At 64.4% G+C, this 21542-nt stretch carries 22 protein-coding genes and 3 pseudogenes; 16 read left to right on the plus strand and 9 right to left on the minus strand.

Annotation, left to right across the window (positions count from 1 at the left end; genetic code table 11):
• Nucleotides 1-726: pseudogene (locus ACOHX0_RS20125) on the plus strand (IS3 family transposase); the annotation flags it as partial.
• Between the two features lie 21 nt (nucleotides 727-747).
• Nucleotides 748-1296, plus strand: coding sequence for a GntR family transcriptional regulator (locus ACOHX0_RS20130; protein WP_420679026.1), 549 nt, complete (start codon nucleotides 748-750; stop codon nucleotides 1294-1296).
• Nucleotides 1297-1558: 262 nt separating this feature from the next.
• On the opposite strand, the gene ACOHX0_RS20135 is transcribed toward ACOHX0_RS20130, so the two are convergent.
• Together ACOHX0_RS20135 and ACOHX0_RS20140 are read right to left on the minus strand one after the other, a co-directional pair.
• Nucleotides 1559-2926 carry an NCS1 family transporter gene (locus tag ACOHX0_RS20135; protein WP_420679027.1) on the minus strand — a complete coding sequence of 456 codons (1368 nt, stop codon included), beginning with the start codon at nucleotides 2924-2926 and terminating at the stop codon, nucleotides 1559-1561.
• 22 nt (nucleotides 2927-2948) lie between these two features.
• Nucleotides 2949-3647, minus strand: a complete 699-nt coding sequence (locus tag ACOHX0_RS20140; RefSeq protein ID WP_420679029.1) for an aspartate/glutamate racemase family protein — start codon at nucleotides 3645-3647, stop codon at nucleotides 2949-2951.
• A 135-nt stretch (nucleotides 3648-3782) separates the two neighbouring features.
• Between ACOHX0_RS20140 and ACOHX0_RS20145 the strand changes: the two genes are divergently transcribed.
• Nucleotides 3783-4469, plus strand: coding sequence for a GntR family transcriptional regulator (locus ACOHX0_RS20145; protein ID WP_420679030.1), 687 nt, complete (start codon nucleotides 3783-3785; stop codon nucleotides 4467-4469).
• 219 nt (nucleotides 4470-4688) lie between these two features.
• Here ACOHX0_RS20145 and ACOHX0_RS20150 read toward each other — a convergent pair.
• Nucleotides 4689-4826: pseudogene (locus ACOHX0_RS20150) on the minus strand (IS5/IS1182 family transposase); the annotation flags it as partial.
• 401 nt (nucleotides 4827-5227) lie between these two features.
• On the opposite strand from ACOHX0_RS20150, the pseudogene ACOHX0_RS20155 reads away from it, so the two are divergent.
• A pseudogene (locus tag ACOHX0_RS20155) lies at nucleotides 5228-5338 on the plus strand (DUF2924 domain-containing protein); the annotation flags it as partial.
• A gap of 110 nt (nucleotides 5339-5448) precedes the next feature.
• Nucleotides 5449-6144: a Crp/Fnr family transcriptional regulator gene (locus ACOHX0_RS20160; protein ID WP_420679031.1), complete on the plus strand. Its 696-nt coding sequence runs from the start codon at nucleotides 5449-5451 to the stop codon at nucleotides 6142-6144.
• 39 nt (nucleotides 6145-6183) lie between these two features.
• On the opposite strand, the gene ACOHX0_RS20165 is transcribed toward ACOHX0_RS20160, so the two are convergent.
• Both ACOHX0_RS20165 and ACOHX0_RS20170 read right to left on the minus strand, forming a co-directional pair.
• Nucleotides 6184-6804, minus strand: a complete 621-nt coding sequence (locus ACOHX0_RS20165; RefSeq protein WP_420679032.1) for a LysE family translocator — start codon at nucleotides 6802-6804, stop codon at nucleotides 6184-6186.
• Nucleotides 6805-6991: 187 nt separating this feature from the next.
• Nucleotides 6992-7228, minus strand: a complete 237-nt coding sequence (locus tag ACOHX0_RS20170) for a DUF1858 domain-containing protein (protein ID WP_420679058.1) — start codon at nucleotides 7226-7228, stop codon at nucleotides 6992-6994.
• A gap of 90 nt (nucleotides 7229-7318) precedes the next feature.
• Here ACOHX0_RS20170 and ACOHX0_RS20175 point away from each other — a divergent pair, with 90 nt between their 5' ends.
• The 6 genes from ACOHX0_RS20175 to ACOHX0_RS20200 are packed head-to-tail and all read left to right on the plus strand — an operon-like array spanning nucleotide 7319 to nucleotide 12209.
• Complete coding sequence (locus ACOHX0_RS20175) at nucleotides 7319-7771, plus strand: c-type cytochrome (RefSeq protein WP_420679033.1); 453 nt, start codon at nucleotides 7319-7321, stop codon at nucleotides 7769-7771.
• Nucleotides 7772-7783: 12 nt separating this feature from the next.
• Nucleotides 7784-9127 carry a cbb3-type cytochrome c oxidase subunit I gene (locus tag ACOHX0_RS20180; protein WP_420679034.1) on the plus strand — a complete coding sequence of 448 codons (1344 nt, stop codon included), beginning with the start codon at nucleotides 7784-7786 and terminating at the stop codon, nucleotides 9125-9127.
• A gap of 3 nt (nucleotides 9128-9130) precedes the next feature.
• Nucleotides 9131-9925, plus strand: a complete 795-nt coding sequence (locus ACOHX0_RS20185; RefSeq protein WP_420679035.1) for a CbbQ/NirQ/NorQ/GpvN family protein — start codon at nucleotides 9131-9133, stop codon at nucleotides 9923-9925.
• A 4-nt stretch (nucleotides 9926-9929) separates the two neighbouring features.
• Nucleotides 9930-11807, plus strand: a complete 1878-nt coding sequence (locus ACOHX0_RS20190; RefSeq protein ID WP_420679036.1) for a nitric oxide reductase activation protein NorD — start codon at nucleotides 9930-9932, stop codon at nucleotides 11805-11807.
• A 1-nt stretch (nucleotide 11808) separates the two neighbouring features.
• The gene (locus ACOHX0_RS20195; protein ID WP_420679037.1) at nucleotides 11809-11988 is read left to right on the plus strand and encodes a hypothetical protein; all 180 of its coding nucleotides are present in this window, start codon (nucleotides 11809-11811) and stop codon (nucleotides 11986-11988) included.
• Nucleotides 11985-12209 carry an NnrT protein gene (locus ACOHX0_RS20200; protein ID WP_420679038.1) on the plus strand — a complete coding sequence of 75 codons (225 nt, stop codon included), beginning with the start codon at nucleotides 11985-11987 and terminating at the stop codon, nucleotides 12207-12209. The genes ACOHX0_RS20195 and ACOHX0_RS20200 overlap by 4 nt, the downstream gene beginning before the upstream one ends.
• Before the next feature lie 55 nt (nucleotides 12210-12264).
• Here ACOHX0_RS20200 and ACOHX0_RS20205 read toward each other — a convergent pair whose 3' ends face one another.
• The 4 genes from ACOHX0_RS20205 to ACOHX0_RS20220 all read right to left on the minus strand — a co-directional run bounded on the left by ACOHX0_RS20205 (nucleotide 12265) and on the right by ACOHX0_RS20220 (nucleotide 16198).
• Nucleotides 12265-13080: an SUMF1/EgtB/PvdO family nonheme iron enzyme gene (locus ACOHX0_RS20205; protein ID WP_420679039.1), complete on the minus strand. Its 816-nt coding sequence runs from the start codon at nucleotides 13078-13080 to the stop codon at nucleotides 12265-12267.
• Nucleotides 13081-13165: 85 nt separating this feature from the next.
• The gene (nirK, locus tag ACOHX0_RS20210; protein WP_420679040.1) at nucleotides 13166-14317 is read right to left on the minus strand and encodes a copper-containing nitrite reductase; all 1152 of its coding nucleotides are present in this window, start codon (nucleotides 14315-14317) and stop codon (nucleotides 13166-13168) included.
• Between the two features lie 172 nt (nucleotides 14318-14489).
• Nucleotides 14490-15689 (minus strand): NnrS family protein, encoded by a 1200-nt coding sequence (locus ACOHX0_RS20215; RefSeq protein WP_420679041.1) that lies wholly within the window; start codon nucleotides 15687-15689, stop codon nucleotides 14490-14492.
• Nucleotides 15690-15769: 80 nt separating this feature from the next.
• Nucleotides 15770-16198 carry a pseudoazurin gene (locus ACOHX0_RS20220; protein WP_420679042.1) on the minus strand — a complete coding sequence of 143 codons (429 nt, stop codon included), beginning with the start codon at nucleotides 16196-16198 and terminating at the stop codon, nucleotides 15770-15772.
• A 287-nt stretch (nucleotides 16199-16485) separates the two neighbouring features.
• On the opposite strand from ACOHX0_RS20220, the gene napF reads away from it, so the two are divergent.
• From napF to napH, 5 genes are read left to right on the plus strand one after another with little or no spacing between them, the layout of a single operon-like run.
• Nucleotides 16486-16995, plus strand: coding sequence for a ferredoxin-type protein NapF (gene napF / locus ACOHX0_RS20225; protein WP_420679043.1), 510 nt, complete (start codon nucleotides 16486-16488; stop codon nucleotides 16993-16995).
• Complete coding sequence (locus ACOHX0_RS20230) at nucleotides 16992-17279, plus strand: chaperone NapD (RefSeq protein WP_420679044.1); 288 nt, start codon at nucleotides 16992-16994, stop codon at nucleotides 17277-17279. The genes napF and ACOHX0_RS20230 overlap by 4 nt, the downstream gene beginning before the upstream one ends.
• Complete coding sequence (gene napA, locus ACOHX0_RS20235; RefSeq protein WP_420679045.1) at nucleotides 17266-19758, plus strand: nitrate reductase catalytic subunit NapA; 2493 nt, start codon at nucleotides 17266-17268, stop codon at nucleotides 19756-19758. Before ACOHX0_RS20230 ends, napA begins: the two co-directional genes overlap by 14 nt.
• A 20-nt stretch (nucleotides 19759-19778) precedes the next feature.
• Entirely contained in the window at nucleotides 19779-20612 is an 834-nt protein-coding gene (napG, locus tag ACOHX0_RS20240) for a ferredoxin-type protein NapG (RefSeq protein ID WP_420679046.1), read from the plus strand.
• Nucleotides 20609-21520, plus strand: coding sequence for a quinol dehydrogenase ferredoxin subunit NapH (gene napH, locus ACOHX0_RS20245; protein ID WP_420679047.1), 912 nt, complete (start codon nucleotides 20609-20611; stop codon nucleotides 21518-21520). Before napG ends, napH begins: the two co-directional genes overlap by 4 nt.
• The last annotated feature ends 22 nt before the right edge of the window (nucleotides 21521-21542 follow it).

A 21542-nucleotide genomic window follows, 5' to 3' on the forward strand; every position in this document is an offset into this window, starting at 1 on the left:
GCTGACGAGGAACGCCTGGTCGCTGATATGATCGAGCTGACACGTCAATACGGCCGATACGGCTACCGCCGGGTTGCGGCCCTGCTGCGGGACGCTGGTTGGCAGGTGAATGACAAACGTGTCGAACATCTATAGCGGCGGGAGGGGCTGAAGGTTCCAATGAAGCAGCCCAAGAAGGGACGGCTCTGGCTCAATGACGGATCAGGTGTCCGGCTGCGCCCCGAATATCGCAACCACGTCTGGTCGTACGACTTTGTTCATCACCGAACGGATGATGGCAGGGCTTTCAGAGCATTGAACATTCTGGACGAGTACAGCCGGGAATGCCTTGCGGTCCGGGTGAAGCGGAAGCTGAATGCAAACGAGGTCATCGATGCACTGACGGACCTGTTTATCCTACGTGGCGTGCCAGCATATATCCGGTCGGACAATGGCCCTGAGTTCATTGCGGAAGCTGTCAGAGGCTGGATCAAAGCTGTCGGGGCCAAGACCGCATACATTGAGCCTGGATCGCCCCGGGAGAACGGATACTGCGAGAGCTTCAACGGGAGGATGCGGGATGAATTGCTGAACGGTGAAATCTTCTACAGCCTGCGCGAGGCCCAGATTATTATCGAAAGCTGGAGAAAACACTACAACACCAAACGGCCCCACAGTGCTCTGGGCTACCGCCCGCCTGCGTCAGAGGCCATCATCCTGATGGACCAACGGCCAACCATGCACTAACTTTCAATTTGGACCACTCAAGTGGGGCTACTCACCCTGACGCGCCTGGCTTCGGACCGTGTCATCGAACTGGTCGCAAACCGCGGCGTTTTTGTTGCCCAGCCATCGGCCGAAGAGGCCCGCGAAGTATTCCGCGCACGGCGGGTCATTGAGGGACACCTAATACGGCGCGCTGCCGAGCGGCGAAATCCGCCAATGGGACATGCGCTTACCGAACATCTCCATGCCGAACAGACCGCCAGAGAAATGGGCGGCACAGCCCAGGTGATCCGCCGCTGCAGCCGCTACCACCAGTTGCTCGCCGATCATGCAGACAGCCTCATCATGGCCGGTTTTGTCCGCGAGCTTATAGCCCGCTCGTCACTGATTGTCGCGATCTATGAAAAATCGAAGCCGGACAACTGCGAAATCGACGAGCACCGTCTGCTGTCGGATTACGTTCTGGGCGGCCACGCCGATGAGGCCGCCGCGCTGATGGAACGGCACCTGCAGGGAATCGAGGACCGCCTGGACCTGAACCGCAAAAGTGGAACAATGAGTGCGTTGTCCCAAAGCCTCGGGTTCACCTAGGTGCTTTCAGCAAACGTTTCTGGGCCAGCCACGTCCGGATGCCGCCTCCAAGGGGCCGTTCTGCATCGGCAAGATCGGCAAGTATGGTCAGTGGGATCATCACGGTCAATTAGCGCCCCCGTCCCCGGACTGCACAACCGGCGGCAACCAGATAAGTTGCCTGAAGCTCGGCAAGGGTTTTTTCAGCCGCATCGCCAAATCGCCTAGCAAACTGAGGGACCCGCGTGTGGCGGGTCCCTTCACATGGCTCGCTGAAACTTAGTTAGTCCAGGAACCGCTGCGCGGCCGGCAGATGCTGCATCAGCAGGTAATAGCAGACACCGGCAGGCAGCAGGCTTGCGTACCAAGAAATGCCGGAGAAGATCAGCGCCGCTGCAACTCCGATGCCCATGGCAATTACGGCGGCCCAGTTCACACCCTGGTAGGGGCCGTTCTCATCATAGAGCTTGTCCAGATCCAGCTCCTGCTTTCGCAGGATGAAGTAGTCCACCACCAGGATTGCAAAGATCGGGCCCAGGAAGGCGGAATAGGTCTGGATGAACAGGCTGAGGCCAGCGGCGGATTCATCCTTGACCAGTTCCCAGGGGAAGGTGGCAAAGGCCAGCAGGCCAACGATCACAGCCGAGGTCTTGAACTTGATCTTGAAGATATCCATCAGCGCATAGGCCGGCGGCACCACATTGTTCAGGATGTTGGTGGTCACCTGGGCGAAGGCGATGAACAGCAAGGTGATGACCAGCAGCGGCTTGTTATCGACGGCGCTGGAGAACACCTTGATCGGATCGACTTCGCCGGTTGCGCCCGACACCATCAGGCCGATCAGACCCATGAACAGCGTCGCGGGCAGGATCGAATTGGCATAGATCGCGACCTGGCGCAGCGGGCCGACATTGCGGCGCAGCTCGCGGGAATAGTCGGACACGTTCAGCATCATGGTGCTGTAGATGCCCAGGAACAGCATGGTGGCGCCCCAGAACGGTGCCCCCCATGTGCCTTCGACGTTGACCAGATTGGCCGAGATCTCCTCGCCGTATTTGCTGATCACGCTGAAGAACATGTAGACCAGCGAGCCGATGATGAACACCGAGCCGATGTTCTCCAGCCATTTGATGCCGTGGAATCCCAGCACCGACAGGCCGATCTGCAACAGCTGGAAGCCGATGAAGAACGCCACCATATTGTCATAGCCGAACAGCGTATCGGAGACGAGGTTCAGCGCCCCGGCGCCGATCCAGCTCTGGAAGCCGAACCAGACGATGGCCGGAACCGAGCGCACCAGCGCGGGCAGCCGTGTGCCGGCAAAACCGAAGGCAGAGCGCGCCTGCACCATGAAGGGGATGCCGTATTTGTGGCCTGCCTGGCCATTGATCATCAGCGCCGCGCCGATCACGCCGCAGCCGATGGCGATGGCCACGAAGGTCTGCAGCAGGTTAAGCGTGCCCACCAGGCCGGAGCCGATGGTGAAGGTGCCGATCGACACGCAGCCGCCGAGCCAGGCAAAGAGATAGGACCACGGATCCATGATCCGCGTCTCCTGCGGTGCAAGACTCTCCTCGCCGATCCCCTTGCCGCTGTGGTCCTCGATGCCGCCGCCTTCGACGACAGCTTCCAATTCTGCATTCATGGTCATGTCTTCCTCCCTGACGATACCATTATTTCCGGTTGGGGCGCGCATAGGCGCCGATTTTGCTGGTCTTCAGGCCGCAGCCTGCCAGCGCCTCGATCATCCGCGTCGCGGCGCTGACGCCGTCGATGACGGGAATGCCTGTCTCTTGGCTGAGCCATTGGGTGAGGTCCGCCATGCCGGCACAGCCCAGCACCACCGCTTCGCAATGATCCTCCTCTATGGCGCGCAGGATCTCGGCGCGGATCTTTTGGCGCGCGCCCGCTCCCTCTTCTTCCAGCGCCAGCACCGGAATCGCGGCAGAGCGCACCCGGCGGCACTGGTGGCTGAGGCCATAGCCGTGGATCAGATGTTCGATCACCGGCACCGCGCGGGGCAGCGTGGTCACCACCGTGAAGGAGGTCGCCAGCATGCTGGCTGCCTTAACCGCCGCTTCGCAGATGCCCAGCACCGGGCCGGTCGCCAGCTCGCGGCAGGCGCCGATGCCGGGGTCGTCGAAACAGGCGACGACGATGCCGTCCACGCCCTGCTCCTCACCCGCGGCGACCTGCGCCAGCAGGCCGGGCAGCGACATCGCTTCGTCGAAATGGCCCTCGATACTGGGCGGGGCGCCCGCCGCTGTTGCACCCACAATGGCGACGCCGGGGCTGGCAGCGGCCTTAGCGGCCTCGACAATCTTCCGCGTCATAGACTCGGTCGAGTTGGGATTGACGACCAGGATTTTCATATGCTCCTCCTTTGTTATCATTTATTGTTAACAATACTTGATAACAAGTCAAGCCTGGCGAGGCGTGGCGCCATTGCCAAGCGCGCTGGCGGCCCTTAAGTTACGGCGATGCAGGCAAACTTTTCTTGAGGCCCGATGAAGGATTCTCCCGAAGATCAGATCGTGAACGCGATTCTCGACGCAATTGCCGAACAGCGGCTGCCAGCGGGCACCAAGCTGGGCGAGCAGGCGCTGAGCGATCTGTTTTCCTGCAATCGTGCAAATGTGCGCCGGGCGCTGGCCTCTCTGGCGGCCCAGCAGGTGGTGGAATTGCGCCCGAACCGCGGCGCCTTTGTGATGACGCCCTCGCCCAAGGAAGCGCGTGACATCTTCCAGGCCCGCCGCGCCATCGAGCGCACCATTGCGCGCCATGCCTCGGGGCAGGCCTCAGCGGACGACATCGCCTTTCTGCGGGACAACATCCTGGAGGAAGCGCAGGCGCGCAATGCGGGCGACAAGCCGGCAGAGCTGCGCGCCTCGCGTCAATTCCACATGCGGATTGCGCAGATCGCCGGCAATCTGGTGCTGGAGCGGTTCCTCTCGGAGCTGACCATGCGCAGCACGTTGATTCTGGGACTTTATTCGCCCACTGGCAGCCCCTCCTGTGCGGAGGATGAGCATGATCGGATCGTCGATGCGCTGGAGGCAGGCGATACCGAAATTCTTGTCAGACTGGCCGACGAGCACCTTCGCCATCTGGAAGCAGGGCTGAATTTCGACGAGCCGCCCGCCGCGCCGATGAGACTGCAGGAACAGCTTATGGCTCCAGGAAAGGTATCGTAGACCGACTGGGCCGTGAACCGGGCCAAGGTTCTCTTCGACAATTTTTTGAAGACCGGTGCCCGGCGGTTTTTTTTGGCTAAGGGTTGTGGGACGGCCTGGCCGCAGGTGCCCGGTAGCCGGTGCTCATTTGCGGACTAGTTTGTAATGATCCTTGTCCGGCACATGACTAGGTTATGTGGACACATGGCGCAGCCAGAGGCGGATTGACGTAATGTCGACGAAGCCCAGGTAGTCGGCCGTCTGCTCCGGCGTAATCTCGGTTTTCTTGGGAAACCCGGCGGCCTTGACGAGGAGGTGGATTTTGGTCGTGAAGCCACCTCTTGAACGGCCGAAACCCTGCCGCGGAGTCCCCCTTTGCCTTGCGCACCGTGTTCCGCCAAACGCGCAGCTCCCGGCAGATTTGCCTGATCGGCTTGTTCAGCATTGGCCTCGGACCAATGGCGGCTCAATGCCCCAATCCTGGAAATACGCCCGACGGATCTTCGCTGCCGTCTCCACGGCCAACATCCCGCACCGTGCTCCCGATAACCTCGGAGGCATCATCCACATCAGCGTAAGGGGGGCATTTTTGGATGCCGATCACCCCGCTGCGGGGTCAATTTTGCGTGCTTGTTCGCACCCTGCGGGATTCTGGCTCTCGGGTTGGTTCGCCTGCTCATAGGGGACCGGGCGGACGTATCCGACGAAGGTAGAGAAAGTTGCCTGCACTATCCGGCCGGCGAACGCGGTCATGCAACTCCAACTCACCGGAGGAACGCATAAACAAGCTCGATCCCCTCCCCGCGCGCCTGGCGGCGCTCAAGACCGCCCCGACGCCCGACCTGAAGAAACAATGGCGCAAATTGTTCGACAGCGAGCCACCGCCCTTCCGGTGATGCGAAAGATCATGCCCCATCATTTTTTCCGGTATGGAGATCCGGCCCTTTTCTGTTAGAGGGTTTCAGGAAACTCTACTTGCCGGTGCCAGCGCGGGGTCAGTTTGAAACATCTCGACGAAAGTCTTCTGACGGGATTGCCGCCCTTCAGCCGGTTGCAGCGCGGTCAGATCCGGGAAATCCTCGACTGTGCTGCCCCCAAGCGGATCGAGGCGGGCGCCGAGGTGTTTCATGAAGGGCACGATGCGGAGCGTTTCTATCTGCTGTTGGACGGCTTCATCCGCGTCATCAAGACGACTCCCGGCGGGGACCAGATCATCGCGCTGCATATCTCCCCCGGCCAGTTGTTCGGAATTGCTCCGGCGCTGAGCCGCAAGACCTATCCCGCCACCGCCGTGGCCGCCGCGGAGTCTCTGGCGCTGTCGTGGCCTGTCCGTCATTGGGATGAGTTCACGGCCCGCTACGAAGGCTTCGCAAGCGAAAGCTACAAGACCCTGGGTGAGCGGCTGGGCGAAATGCAAAGCCGGATTACCGAACTCGCCACCCAGGCGGTCGAGCAAAGGGTGGCAACAGCGCTGCTGCGGATGGTGAACCAATCCGGCCGCAAGACCGAAAACGGGATCGAAATCGCCTTCCCGATCACCAGGCTGAACATTTCCGAGATGACAGGCACCACCCTGCACACCGTCAGCCGCCTGTTGTCCGCCTGGGAGCGCGGCGGGGTGATCAAATCCACGCGCAAGCATATCGTGGTCACCGACCCGCACCAGCTGGTGCTGCTGAGCGGGGTGCAGGGATAATCGCGGCAAAGCGGCCGTTGGACGACTGGCGGCGTTGGCTTATTGCCGGTAGGTCGCGATCTTGTAAGCGGCGAAGGTGAAAAAGATACCAAGTGACGCTTCGATCCCGCGGCGGGACCTCTGGTAGATACCAATGACAGGTCCGGTAGAGAACGTCACCGCGTAAAGCACGTGAACGATCAGCGACAGGGCGGTGGCAATTCCAATGAGCGCGAGGCCGACCCATAAGGGAGCCTCGTCCCCCAGACCGATACCAACAATTGCGATCCATTGCAGAGCGGCTTTCGGGTTTGTAAGCTGGATCGCAACGCCTTGCAGATACAGGTTTTTGCCCTCGGCCGCTTGCGGTTTCCGCATCTGGTTCGTGGACGCGGCGGAGCGAAAAGCCTTGCAGGCAAGCCACAGCAGATAAGCCGCACCAAAAACCTTCAGCAGTGTCACCAGCCCTGCATAGGCAGTAATCAGCGCCGTAAGACCTGCAACTGTCATAGTCGCCCAAACCGCCGAGCCCGACCCGACCCCCACGGCAAGCTGCACCCCGGCACCGCGGCCTCTTTCCATCGAGGTTCCTATGATCGCGAGGATATTCGGCCCGATACTTATGAAACCGACTGAGAATATGCCAAGTGCTAACAGCAGGCTTGAAATCTCGGCACTCATTGGTTTCCTCCTACCCTGACACTCGCAACCATAGCAGATCGGCGTGTAAAAAGAAGCTGCCACTCGCGGCAGACCGGCCAATGCGCGGGTCGGGCGCGCAGCGCTCATACCGGCCCAACGAAATCCGCCGCCTGGCCGATCCGGGGAACAGAAGCCGCCTTTTAGTCCGGGCCCGCCAAAACGCGCATCACCCCGCCGCTCTCAGCTCCTCCCGCAAAGCGTCCTCCTCCAGCCCGTATTCCGCGCAGGCGCCGATCAGCGTGTGGAAGGGCGCGATCGGGCAGCCGGGGCAGAGCATGCGGCGGCGGATGAACGCGCCCGCGGAGGCGGGCCAGTGGTGAAACAGATCTGACAGCGGCAGGTCGGGATCGTTGAGATCGGGGCGGCCATGCGGCGTCCTCCTTTTCCAACACCTTGCGTGCAGCAAAGCAGCCGGTCTTTGCGCTTCGACAACATCCCCCGCCCTGCGCGGGGTTAGGCCTCTGACATACGCAACTGTACTCAGGACCGCGAAATGTCAGAGATACTTACCAAGTCGCGGGCCAGGAACGTGTTCTACGGAGGCTCATTGTTCTTCGTCCTCGTGTTCGTGGCCATGACCGTCCATAGCCACCGCTACATTGTCGAGACCTCCACATCCGGCATGGCGCTGACCGATGAGGTGCGTCTGGGCAAGCACGTCTGGGAACGCGCGTCCTGCATCAACTGTCACACGCTGCATGGCGAGGGCGCCTATTACGCGCCCGAAGTCGGCAACGTGATGACCCGCTGGGGCGTGCTGGACGACCCCGAAGGCGCCTACGAGATGCTGGACGCCTGGATGCAGGCGCAGCCCTCGGGCATCGAGGGCCGCCGCCAGATGCCGCATTTCGACATCACCGAAGAAGAAATGCGCGGGCTGTCGGAATTCCTGCGGTGGGCAGATCAGACCGACACCCAGAACTGGCCTCCGAACGATGCGGGCTGAGGGAGAAACATCATGAAATACCAATCTCAAAAGGTGGCCTACGCCTATTTTCTGGTGGCAATGGCACTGTTTGCGATCCAGGTGCTGGGCGGGCTGCTGGCAGGCTGGATCTACGTCTCGCCCAATACGTTAAGCGAGATTCTGCCCTTCAACATCGTGCGGATGCTGCACACCAATGCACTGATTGTCTGGCTGCTCCTGGGCTTCTTCGGCGCTGCCTACTACCTGATCCCCGAGGAATCCGAACGGGAAATCTTCTCGGTCAAGCTCGCCTATATCCAGCTTGCCATCCTGGTCGTCGGCACCCTGGGGGCGGTGGGTTCTTACCTCGTCGGCATCCATGGCGGGCGGGAGTTCCTGGAGCAGCCCCTCTGGGTCAAGTTCGGCATTCTGGTGGCGGCGGTGATCTTCCTGGTGAACATTTCGCTCACCGTGCTGGCGGGGCGCAAGACCGCGATCACCAATATCCTGCTGATGGGGCTGTGGCTGCTGTCGCTCCTGTGGATCTTTGCCTTCATCAACCCGGACAACCTGTCGCTGGATAAAATGTACTGGTGGTTCGTCGTCCACCTTTGGGTTGAAGCCACCTGGGAACTGGTGATGGCCGCGATCCTAGGCTACCTGATGCTGAAGATGACCGGCGTCGACCGGGAAGTGGTGGAAAAATGGCTCTATGTCATTGTCGCCACCGCGCTGTTCTCGGGCATCCTCGGCACCGGACACCACTTCTTCTGGATCGGCACGCCGGGCTACTGGCAGTGGATCGGCTCGGTCTTTTCCACCTTCGAGGTGATCCCCTTCTTCGCGATGATGAGCTTTGCCTTCATCATGGTCTGGAAGGGCCGCAAGAACCACCCCAACAAGGCGGCGCTGCTGTGGTCGCTGGGGGCTTCCACCGTGGCCTTCTTCGGGGCGGGCGTCTGGGGCTTCCTGCACACGCTGCACGGGGTGAACTTCTACACCCACGGCACCCAGATCACCGCCGCCCACGGACACCTTGCCTTCTATGGCGCCTATGTGGCCCTGAACCTGGCGATGTTCACCTATGCGATGCCGCAGCTGCGGGGCCGTGATCCCTACAACCAGGTGCTGAACATGGCGTCCTTCTGGCTGATGACCGGCGGCATGGCCTTCATGACCTTCGTGCTGACCTTTGCCGGCACCATCCAGACCCACATGCAACGCATCGTCGGCGACTACTACATGGACGTGCAGGACCAGCTTGGCCTGTTCTACATGATGCGCTTCGGCGCCGGGGCCGCCGTGGTGATCGGTGCCCTGCTCTTCATCTACAGCCAGCTCGTGGTGCGCCGCGAGGTAATCACGCCCGGCCCCCTTGCCGCTCCCGGAGAATGAGCCATGAATGCGATCAACATGCCCAAGGTGCCTTTCTACCAGGCCACCAGTGACGAAACCGCAGTCTTCGAGATGGCCCAGGCAAACGGTCTGCCCCTTCTGCTGAAGGGGCCCACCGGCTGCGGCAAGACGCGCTTTGTGGAGCACATGGCGGCGCGGTTGGGGCTGCCGCTGCACACAGTGGCCTGCCATGACGACCTCTCGGCCGCCGACCTGATCGGGCGCTATCTGCTGAAGGGCGGCGAGACGGTCTGGGCGGACGGCCCGCTCACCCGCGCGGTGCGCGAGGGCGGCATCTGCTATCTGGATGAGGTGGTCGAGGCGCGGAAGGACGTCACTGTGGTGCTGCACCCCCTGACCGACGACCGCCGCCGCCTGGTGATCGACCGCACCGGAGAGGAACTGGCAGCCCCCAAGTCCTTTATGCTGGTGGCAAGCTACAACCCTGGCTACCAGAACATCCTGAAAAAGCTGAAACCCTCGACCCGTCAGCGGTTCCTGTCTGTCAGCTTCGACTTTCCCGATCCCGGGACCGAAGCCGCTGTGGTCACCGCCGAGAGCGGGCTGGACAAGGACCGCTCCGCGTCACTGGTGCGGCTGGCGGGGCATATCCGCAAGCTATCGGGCATGGACCTCGAGGAAGGCGTCTCGACCCGCCTGCTGATCTATGCCGCCACGCTGATTGCCAAGGGCATGAGCGTGGACCGGGCCCTTGAGGCCGCCATCATTGCCCCGCTCAGCGATGAAGCGGAGGTGTGCCAGGCGCTGCGGGATCTGGCCGCATCGGTCTACGGGTGATGCCATGATCCATGCGCTCGACCTTCTTGAACCGGAGGAGACCGTCGGCAACCTGTGGCACGGCATGGCCACGCGCATCGGGGCGCAAAGCCCCGACGCCGCACAGGCGGTGCGGTACTGCGAGGTCCGCAACAGCGCCGCAACCCTGTTCCGCGCCTTGGGCGGCGGCAGCGGGGTGGAGATACTGGAAGCCCCGGCAGTGGCGCTGGAGCACCGCCCGGACCGGCTGCGCCGTATCGGCACCCCACGGGAAACCGGGCATGTTGCCAGCTTCGACGGGGAGCGATTGCGCCTGCCGCCGGAGATGGCAGGCTTTTCCAGCCGCGCGCTGAACCGGCAGGCCTACCTGTGGCTGGCGGCCATGGCCGCGCTGATCGAGCTCCCGGCCCCCTGCTCCGACCCCTACCAGGCGGACCAGCTGGAAATAGCGGCCAATGCCAGGGCCGCCGACCGCGCCTTTGCCGCCTGCCCGGGGCTGCGCCCAGCCTATGGCACGCTATGCGCTCAAATTGCCGCCGCGCGCAAACGCAGCGGGCTGCCGCGGTTCGAGGCCCGGATCGAGCGTATCATCCTGAATCAGCTTGGCTCCCGCTGCCGGATTGCCGATCCCTGCGCCTGCGCCGCTCCGCGCGGCTACCGCAGCTTCCAGCCGGTGCCGGTCTGGCTGCGCCTGCCCGCCCGCGGCGCGGGCCGCCCCCCTGCCCCGGACCCCGGGGACGGCGCGGCACCCAGCCTGCCGGTGACTGCCCGCAAGGCCGCCCAGCGCGAGGAACGCGAGCAGGCCAACCGCAAGGACAGTTTCATCGTCCACCGATTTGAATCGATCCTGTCTTGGGCGGAAAGCCTGAACATCAACCGGATGGTGGATGACGACGACAACGAAAATGCCCAGAAGGCGGCCGAGGATCAGGACAGCCTCACCCTGTCGCAGCACATGAAGCGCGCGGCCTCCCGCTTGCGGATCTCGCTGGACCTGTCACCGCAGGATTCCGAGCACGAGCGGCTGGCGGACCGCTTCACCTACCCCGAATGGAACCACCGTCTGGGCCGCCACATGCCGGACCACGCCCGGGTGCTGGAAGCCGAAGCCGAACCGGCCGCCGGGTTCCGTCCCGATCCGCGGCTGGTGGCCCGGGTGCAGCGGCAGTTCGCCCCGCTGACGCCCCGGCGGGTGATGCTGCCGCGGCAGCTGGATGGGGACGAGCTGGACCTTGACGCCGCGGTGCAGTCGCAGGCCGATCTCGCGCTTGGCCTGCCGGGCAGCGACCGCATCTGGCAAGCAAGCCGCCCGATGGCCCGCGACCTGAGTGTTGCCGTGCTTATGGACTGCTCGCGCTCGACCGAGGCGACGCTGGGCGGCCGGCCGGTGATCGAGACCGCGCGGGATGCGCTCGCGGCCTTCGCAGGAGGCATCGCCACCGCGGGCGACCGGCTGGCTATCTGGGGCTTCTCCTCCCTGCGCCGCGACCGGGTGTTCCTGACCCGGGCCAAGGGTTTTGAAGACGCGATGGACGCAGCGGTCACTGCCCGCATCGGCAGCTTCAAACCCGGGCACTACACACGGCTGGGGACAGCCATCCGCCATGCCTCCGCCCGGCTGGCCGAAGAAGGCAGCACCCGGCGCCTGCTGCTGGTGCTGACCGATGGCAAGCCCAACGATCTGGATCACTATGAAGGCATCCACGGGATCGAGGACAGCCGCATGGCGGTGCGCGAAGCGCGCGCGCTGGGGCATGCCGTGCATGGAGTGGTGATCGACGCGGACGGCCAGGACTGGTTTGCCCGCATCTTCGGGCGTGCGGGCTTCACCCTCCTGCCCGATCCCGCCCGGCTGCCGCGCGCCCTGCCTGAAATCTACCAATCCCTGACCATGGAGACCTGATATGAAACCGCTTCTCTGCGCCCTCCCGCTGGTTCTTGCACCGCTTGCGGCTATGGCGGGCGATTTTGAAAGGCCGATCCCGCAGCCCCAGACCGAGACGGCGGAAGTCTGGTTTCTGGCCGCCTCGGTCCTGCTGATTGCCGCGCTCGTTTGCGTGCATATGCTGGTGAGGCGGCGATGACCTCCCGGCCGTCCCTCAAGCTGATGGCCTGCCTCTACCCTTTCGGAGCGGGGGCCGCCGCCATCAATGTTTTCTTTGCTTCGCTCCTCGGCAGCTGGGCGGGGTGGAGCGTGTTGTCTCCGGTCGCAAGCGTCTGGATCGGGGTGCTGCTGGGTGTGCCCGTCACATGGGCCTTTGCCCGGCATATCCAGTCCCTTGCCAGGAAGGCGGACAAAGGCTGACCGGGTGGACGCGGCAGCACAATGGCCGCGCGGAGCCGGGTATTGCCTGCCGCTCTCACTCCGAGGCAGCGGAACGGACCAGCCGGAAGCCGAGATAATCCGGCGGCAGGCCGGCGGCACAACCGCCCGCACTCGCGTCGCGGACAAAGTCGATGACCAGCGCGCGATGCACGCCCCCGGCCACCCGCACCCCGCAGTAGAGACCGGAAGCGCCAAGCGTGCCGTCCGGCTGGACGGAGGCATTTTCCATGCAGCTGCCGGTCCACTCCCAGACGCCCCGGGACATGTCCGCGACGCCCATGGAATTCACGCCGTAACTGCCCGCCGGCCGCAAGCTGTACGCAACCCGCCCCCGCAGCAGAGTGCCTTGGGCGTATTGCAGCAGCATCCGTTGCCCCGGGTCCAGGTCTGCATGTTCGGGCAAGGCATCGCCAAAACGCTCGGCCGCGGCGCGCTGCCATTCCGGCGCGGTGGGCAGGCGCCAGGGCTGGCCTGTCTCCTCTGCCAGCCAGGAGGCATAGGCGGCCGCGTCCACCCAGCTGACATGGGTTTGCGGAAGGTCCGTTGAGCCCGTGGCGATCGAGGCCGCGCAGGCCCCGGCCGCCACACACGTCTGGTACTCGCCCCGCGTGACCTGGTGAACCATCATGTGCAACGGCGGCACGATCTCAGTCCGGAAGGGAGCGGTCACGGTCTTTCCGCCCCGCTGGAAGTTGCCGATCGGCCGGAAGGAGACCTCCCCGCCCGGGATTTCAACGGTGAGCGGCCCAGCCAGGCGCGGCGGCTTTTCGGCGGAGAACTGATGCAGCAACACGCCTCCCGCAGCAGTAGCCGCGAGCGCTCCTGCGGCCATCAATGCCTTGATGCCCATGACCTTCCCTCCATCAGATACCGCTGCAGGGGCAGCCGCAGATACGGCCGCCCCCTCGTCGTGTCAGGACCACGTGCCACCGGGATTACGGCAGCGCGGTCTTGCCCTCATAGGCGGCGTCGTATTCGGTCGGGGCCTGAACCTGCTCCATCAGGTCGTTGTCCCAGTGGCCCTGCACCACCACATGCGCCGTCGCGCCGAGATTCACCGCCTCGATCAGGTTGTGGTTCACATAGGCGTAGACGCCGGGCTGCAGGAACTCGTAGAGCGCCGCCGCGGCGGAGCCGCCTGCGATGAACCAAGTTTCCAGGTCCCGTTGCGGCGGGTTATTGAACTTGCCGCGCTCCCAGACCAGATCCCCGTGACCGCCGATCAGGTGCGGGCGGGTGTCGCGGTTGGCCTGGCTGTGAACGAACAGGACCTTCTCGCCCTGGTTGGCGGTCAGCGCATTGTCCCCGGTCAGCGCGCCCACCTTGCCGTTGAATACAATGTGGCTGGGCACGAGGCCGTTCATCACCTCCAGCGTGTCGGGATAGCTTTCGCCTGCGTCCGCAAAACGCTTGTAGCTGCCGTCCGCGTCCTTCGGAATGTAGAAGTCGTTTTCCCCGATGTAGAAGACGCGGTCGTAGGTAACCTGTTCGCCGTTGTGGTCCTTCAGACCGCCGCGGGGCAGAACCATGATCGCGCCGGCCATGCCGCTGACCACGTGCCAGGGGATCATCGGGCCGCCGGGCGCGCAGTGGTAGACGAAGGTGCCCGGACGTGTCGCCTTGAATCGCAAAGTGGTCTTCTCGCCCGGGTTCACCAAGGTAAGCGAGCCGCCGCCCAGCGCTCCCGTCGCAGAGTGGAAGTCGATGTTGTGCTGCATCATGTTTTCGGGCGAGTTGAACAGCGTCAGCTCCACGTAGTCGCCTTCGTGGACGACCATCAGCGGGCCGGGAATCGAACCGTTGAAGGTCATTGCCTGAAGGTAGGCGCCGTCTTCGACCTCGACCTCCTTCTCGACGATCTCCATCTCGAACTCGACGATGCGCGGCGCGCCGGGAGCGGTCTGCTCGTGTTCATGGACGAAGGGCGGCCGCACCAGCTTGTGCTTGATCCGCTCCAAGCCGGACAGGTCCGCCGGCGGCGCCATGGACGTGTCCATGATCTCTTCAGCCTTTGCCGCCTTGGCGAGGATCGGAATGGCTGCGGCGCCTGCGGCGGCGGCCAGAAGTGCAGCTCTGCGGGTTAACATTTCAGTCTCCTTTCGGTGTCCCAATTTCTGTTCCGAGAACAGTATAAGGCATTGGCAGCGCAGGAATTTGTGCTGGCTCAACCTTCCAGTCCACGCGGGGCCGCAAAGGGAAAAAAAGACGCGGGGCGCGATGTGCCACCCGCGTCAGGGAGCTTGGGGAACAGGCCGCAGATCAGGCCGGGCGGACCGGGTTGGGGCGTTTGCGGCCCTGCCGTTCGGTGGCGAGCCAAGGCAGCAGGCGCCAGCACAGCAGCGCAAAGGACAGCGTCCAGACCAGCGCCGCCAGGTCCAGCCCGGTGATGCCGCCCGGCAGTTCGCCATATGGCCACAGCCGCCCGGCCAGCGAGACGAGCAGCCCGGCAAACGCCAGGTTCAGAACCGGCCCCGAGACCAGAGGCCGCCCGGTGTGCCCCATGGTTGCGCGCATCATCACCGCAACCGTCATGCCTCCGATCGCGCCGATGCCCCAGATGTGCATTCCCGCCTCTCGCGGGAGCAGGTCAAGGGCGGCAGCCGCATTTGCCAGCATCCCCAGGGGCGCAAACACAAATGCCGCATGCAGCATTGCCAGGATCGGGTTGCGCAGGGTTGCCAGCCCCCGCCAGCGGCCCAGACGGACGGATTGCAGGAACCCCGCGGCCAGCAGCAGGAACGCCGCCGCCAGCGTGGCGGGCCAGATCACCCATCCGGCCAGCGCCGGGGCCGCAATCAGGAGTGACACCCGGTCGAACCGGCCAAACGGCGCTGGCAGCTTGTTCGCGCCCTCCTGGTTCAGCCAGTTGCGGGTGAAACTGGGCAGAATGCGCCCGCCGATGAGCAGCACCAGGAAGATCAGCAGTGCCAGCCCCAGGCGCCGCCCCACTTCTGCCTGTCCGAACATGGCGGCCTCCGCGAAGAACAGGATGTTGGCGAGGCCCAACAGCCCGACCGGCCCCAGCACCATCAGATTCCGCCAGTTGCGCCCGGCGATGATCTCGCGCGCGATAAGGACGGCCAGCACTACCAGAAATGCGTTATCGACGGCCGTGACCGCGCCCCAAGAGAGCGGCAGCACTCCCAGTACCGCCAGCCGCCCCAGCAGCCACAGCAGCAGCATCAGAAAGAGAGGCCAGCCCCGCGCCGGCATCCGGCCTGTCCAGTTCGGCACGGCGGTGAACAGAAAGCCCGCAACCACGGCTCCGCCGTAGCCGAAGATCATCTCGTGGCTGTGCCAGTCCGCAGGAGACAGGACGCTGTGAAGCTCCCGGTCCCCCCGCCAGATCAGCATCCAGAACGGAACCGCCACCAGCGCAAACAGGCATGCCGCCATGAAAAAGGGGCGAAACCCGTAGGACAGGATGGCGGGCCCGGAATAGGTGGATCGCTCAGTCATGTTTGGCTCCCGCAAGCGAAAGTGAAAATAGGCGGCACCGGTCAGGTGCCGCCTGTCAGGTCCTCAACCGGGACGCGTGGTCACTGGACCTGAGCAAACAATTCCTCGAAGCGGCCCTTGGCCTTGCCCTTCTGTTTCACCGCTTCCGCATCGGCCCGGTTCACGGCCTCGCCGACCTGGATCAGGGCGATCATGCCCATACCGTAGTGCGGTGTGCATTTGATCCCGTAGAGGCCCTCGGTCTCGACGGTCAGCGTGTAGGTCTCGTTGAACTTGCTTTTGAAGCTATCGGTGCCTTCGGGCAGCATGCCCTTGATGCTTTCGACGTTGTGCCCTTTGTCCGTCGGCACGAAAGTGATGACGTCCCCGGGCATCGCCTTCACATAGGCCGGCTCGAACACCATCGCCCCCGCCTCGCCTTTGTTGAGCATCAGCACTTCGTGGGAGTCCGCCTGAGCCAGAGTGCCGGCAAGGGTGAAGACTGCGGCGCAGCCAAGTTTCCTGAACATCTGAGGTCCTTTCGTTCATTCGATGAGTGAATCAGGGTCGATCCGCTTATCGGCTGTTTTGGCGCCCCGGTGTTTGTCCTGGCTCAAACTTCCGCATTCTCATTGCCCGCCGCGCCGGGCGGGACTGTCCCGGCCATGATCCAGATCAAATCGCTGACGCCCGTGTGGCGTTAGATCGTGGCACACGCGGCCCGGCGGATGGCTCATCATCCCTCCCGCTCCGGCCAGAGCATCGGCACCGGCTGTCATCAGGTCCTGATGACATGTTTTGCACTTGGGAAAACGGTTTGGCACTCACGCTCAACAGACGCGACATTCTGCGCGGTTCGCTTCGCCAAGGCCGGACGGCCATCATGCGTCCGCCGGGCGCGCAGCCGGAGTTCGACCGCCTCTGCGATGGCTGCCGGGCCTGTTCGCAGGCCTGTCCGCAACGGATCGTCATCCACACGGGCTCCGGCACCCCGACGCTCGACTTCAGCCTGGGCGCCTGCAGCTTCTGCGGCGGCTGCGCCCGCGCCTGCCCCACCGGCGCCCTCGCGGAGGAGTCGCAGGACGCTTGGCCCTGGCGGGCCGGGATCCTGCAGTCCTGCCTCTCTGTCCAGGGCACCAGCTGCCGCACATGCGAGGACGCCTGCGAACACCGCGCCATCCGCTTCCGCCTGCAGACAGGCGGGCGCGCCGTCCCCATCCTGGACCGGAATCTTTGCACGGGCTGCGGCGAATGTGCCTTCGCCTGCCCCGTCAACGCCGTCGCTTTCGAGCGCGTTCAACCCTCCAATCCCAAGGTGACAGCATGAATATCTGCGGATGTCTCGTCCATATCGCGCCCGGTCCGGCGCCTGCGGCGCGCAGGCAAATTGACGCCATGGAGGGCGTCGAGGTTCACGCCGCCACCCCGGACGGACGCCTTGTTGTGACGGTGGAGGACACCGGCACGGCCCGGGCCTCGGACATCATCATGGCGCTGCACCAGGTCCCGGGCGTCCTCTCGCTGACCCTCAACTACCATCACTTCGAAGATCTCCCGCCGCGATCCAGTCTCGCCGCCAGCCAGCCGGAGCACTCCCATGACCACCTCTGATTCCCGCCGGAACTTTCTGAAGGCCACCGCCGCCGCGAGTACCGCCGCCGCCGCGGGTATTCCGCTTGCCTCCGGCACCGCCGCAGCACCCGCGGCCGGTTCCGCCATCCGCTGGGACAAGGCGCCCTGCCGGTTCTGCGGCACGGGCTGCTCGGTTCTGGTCGGCGTCAAGGAAGGCCGCGTGGTTGCCACGCAAGGCGACCCGGACGCACCGGTGAACCGGGGGCTGAACTGCATCAAGGGCTACTTCCTGTCCAAGATCATGTACGGCGCGGACCGCCTGACAACGCCGCTCCTGCGCAAGACCAACGGCGTCTACGACAAGAACGGCGAATTCGAGCCCGTCAGCTGGGACGAAGCTTTCGACATCATGGCGCAAAAATGGAAGGAAGCGCTGGCCAGGAAGGGGCCGGCCTCGGTCGGCATGTTCGGGTCAGGCCAGTGGACGGTCTGGGAAGGCTATGCCGCCGCCAAGCTGATGAAGGCGGGCTTCCGGTCGAACAACATCGACCCGAACGCGCGGCACTGCATGGCCTCGGCCGTGGTGGGGTTCATGCGCGCCTTCGGCATCGACGAGCCGATGGGCTGCTACGACGACTTCGAGCACGCCGACACCTTCGTGCTCTGGGGCTCGAACATGGCCGAGATGCACCCGATCCTGTGGTCGCGCCTGACCGATACCCGCCTGACCAAGCCGGGCGCCGAGGTCCACGTCCTGTCGACCTACGAGCACCGCTCCTTCGAGCTTGCCGACAACGGCATCGTCTTCAACCCGCAGTCCGACCTGGCGATCCTGAACTACATCGCCAACTACATCATCCAGAACGACGCGGTGAACTGGGACTTCGTGAACAAGCACGTCAACTTCACCCGCACCGAAACCGACATCGGCTATGGGCTGCGCCCCGAGCACCCGCTGCAAGTCGAGGCGGCCAACCCGGATTCGGGCAAGCTGACCGCGATGACCTTCGAGGAATACGCAGCCTCGGTGGCGGACTACACCGTCGGGAAGGCCTCGGAAATCTCCGGCGTTCCCGCGCACCAGCTCGAACGGCTCGCCCAGCAATATGCCGACCCGGACCGCAAGGTGATGAGCCTGTGGACCATGGGCTTCAACCAGCACACCCGCGGGTCCTGGGTGAACGGGCTGATGTACAATGTGCATCTGCTGACCGGGAAGATCTCCGAGCCCGGCAACTCGCCTTTCTCCCTGACCGGCCAGCCCTCCGCCTGCGGCACCGCGCGCGAGGTAGGCACCTTTGCGCACCGCCTGCCCGCCGACATGGTGGTGATGAACGACAAGCACCGCGAGATCTGCGAAACCGCCTGGGGCGTGCCGCAGGGCACCATCCCGCCGAAGCCGGGATTCCACGCGGTGCTGCAGAACCGGATGCTGAAGGACGGTGTGCTGAACGCCTACTGGGTGCAGTGCAACAACAACATGCAGGCCGCGCCCAACATCAACGAGGAAGGCCTCCCCGGCTACCGCAACCCGGAAAACTTCATCGCCGTGTCCGACCCCTATCCGACCGTGACGGCGATGGCCGCGGACCTGATCCTGCCCACCGCCATGTGGGTGGAGAAAGAGGGCGCCTATGGCAACGCCGAGCGCCGCACGCAGTTCTGGCGGCAGCAGGTCGATGCGCCGGGCGAGGCCAGGTCGGATCTGTGGCAGCTGATAGAGTTCTCCAAGCGCTTCACGGTGGAAGAAGCCTGGGGAGAAGACCTGGTGGCGCAGATGCCGGAACTCACCGGCAAGACGCTGTTCCAGGTCCTGTTCGAAAACGGCAAGGTCAACGCCTACCCGGTGTCGGAAACGGCCGAGGGATTCAACAATGCCGAGGCAAGTCACTTCGGCTTCTACGTGCAGAAGGGCCTGTTCGAGGAATACGCCGAATTCGGGCGCCATCACGGCCACGACCTTGCGCCCTTCGACACCTACCACCAGGCCCGCGGCCTGCGCTGGCCCGTCGTGGACGGCAAGGAAACCCTCTACCGCTTCCGCGAAGGCTATGACCCCTATGTTCCCGAAGGCGAGGACGTGCGCTTTTATGGCCACGCGGACGGGCGCGCCAAGATCATCTTCGCCCCCTATGAGGCAGCGGCAGAAGAGCCGGATGAGGAATACGACCTCTGGCTCTGCACCGGGCGTGTGCTGGAGCACTGGCATTCCGGCTCGATGACCCGGCGGGTGCCGGAGCTGCACCGGGCCTTCCCGAACGCCGTGGTCTTCATGCACCCCGAGGACGCCCAGTCCCGCGGCCTGCGGCGCGGGCAGGAGATCATGATTTCCACCCGCCGTGGAGAGATGCTGAGCCGGGTCGAGACCCGCGGCCGCAACAAGCCCCCCAAGGGGCTCGTCTTCGTGCCGTGGTTCGATGAAAGCCAGCTGATCAACAAGCTGACGCTGGATGCGACCTGCCCGCTGTCGAAGGAAACCGACTTCAAGAAGTGCGCCTGCAAGGTCGAGCGCGCCTGAACCTGCGTCTGGAACACGCCATGCCTGCCACCGCTCCACTCTCACCTGCCCGCCGGAAGTTCCTGACGGAAACCGCCCGGATGGCGGGCGGCTGTGCGGTGGCGGGACTTGGGCATGCCTATCTGGTCCGGGATGCCCGCGCGCTGCCCGCCGAGGCCCTGCGCCTGCCCGGTGCCCTTGCGGAGGAGGCGTTCCTCGATGCCTGCATCCGCTGCGGCCTCAGTGTGCGCGGCTGCCCCTATGGCACCCTGAAACCTGCTGAATCGGGTGAAGACGGCCCGGCCACGGGCACACCCTACTTCACCGCCCGCGACGCCGCCTGCGAGATGTGCGAGGACATTCCCTGCGTGGCCGCCTGCCCTGTCGGCGCGCTGGATCCAGGCCTCACAGACATCGGCGACGCCCGGATGGGCACGGCCGTTCTGGTCGACCAGGAAAACTGCCTGAACTTCCTCGGCCTGCGCTGCGGCGTGTGCTACCGCGTCGGCCCGGTCATCGGCGAGGCCATCACGCTGGATGTTTCGCACAACAGGCGCTCCGGCCACCACGCGCTCTTTGCGCCCGCTGTCCACGCGGACCATTGCCCGGGCTGCGGCATCTGCGAGAAGTCCTGCGTTCCGCCCGAAGCCGCGATCAAGGTCCTGCCCGCCCGGCTGGCCCGCGCCACCCCGGCGGACCACTACCGCAAGGGCTGGGAAGAGCTGGACCGCAATGGCGCACCGCTCGTCGATGGCATCATTGACCTGCCCGACCGCCTGCCGGGTCCGGGCACGGACAACCTCGCCGCCCCCGGCGGATACGAGAGCGGTTTCGAACCCGTGTTCAAGCTTCCCGGAACGGAGGCAGGCCAATGAGCGCCAGGCCCCGCCACGCCGCAGGACAGGAGGCCATCGCCGCCAAGGGCTGGGTGAAAGCGCACAAGTGGCTGCTGCTGCGCCGCCTGTCGCAAGCGGTCCTCCTGGCACTCTTCCTGATCCTTTCCTGGGCGGGCTGGCGCATTGTGGACAGCACAATCGCCGGGTCCAGAACCCTGGACGTGCTGCCGCTCACCGACCCGCTAATTACGCTGCAGAGCCTGCTCGCCGGCCACGCACCCGAGCTGACAGTGCTTGCTGGCGCCGTCATTGTTCTGGCGGCTTACGCGCTGATCGGCGGCCGAGTCTATTGCTCATGGGTCTGCCCGATCAATCCCGTCACCGGCGCCGCCCATTGGCTGCACACCCGGCTTGGTCCGCCGAAGGGCTGGCAGCCCAGACGCCACACCCGCCTCTGGCTGCTGGGCACCGTTCTGGCCGTCCCGGCGCTCACCGGCGCCATCGCCTGGGAAACAGTGAACCCCGTGACCATGCTGCACCCGGGGCTGGTTTTCGGCATGGGCGGAGCCTGGGGGCTAATCGCTGCGGTGTTCCTTTTCGACCTGCTGGCGGCACGGCGCGGCTGGTGCGGGCATCTTTGCCCGGTTGGCGCCTTCTACGGCCTGTTGGGTCAAAAGCCGCTGCTCCGGGTCAGCGCCGCAAACCGCGCAGCCTGCACCGATTGCATGGGTTGCTTCGCGGTGTGCCCGGGAATGCACGTCATTCCGCCTGCCCTGCGCGGCGAGGGCGATGACACGCCGCTCATCCTGAGCCCCGACTGCACCAACTGCGGACGCTGCATCGACGTCTGTTCCGTCGATGTCTTCCGCTTCACCCATCGCAACGACAGGGCCGTCGCCGCCTCCGGCGCATCAGCAAAAGCCGCTGCCGGCGAAACGGCATCATGAACGGCAAACACGGAGAGAAAGA

The sequence above is a fragment of the Cribrihabitans pelagius genome (assembly GCF_048820915.1).
Lineage (GTDB): Bacteria > Pseudomonadota > Alphaproteobacteria > Rhodobacterales > Rhodobacteraceae > Cribrihabitans_A > Cribrihabitans_A pelagius.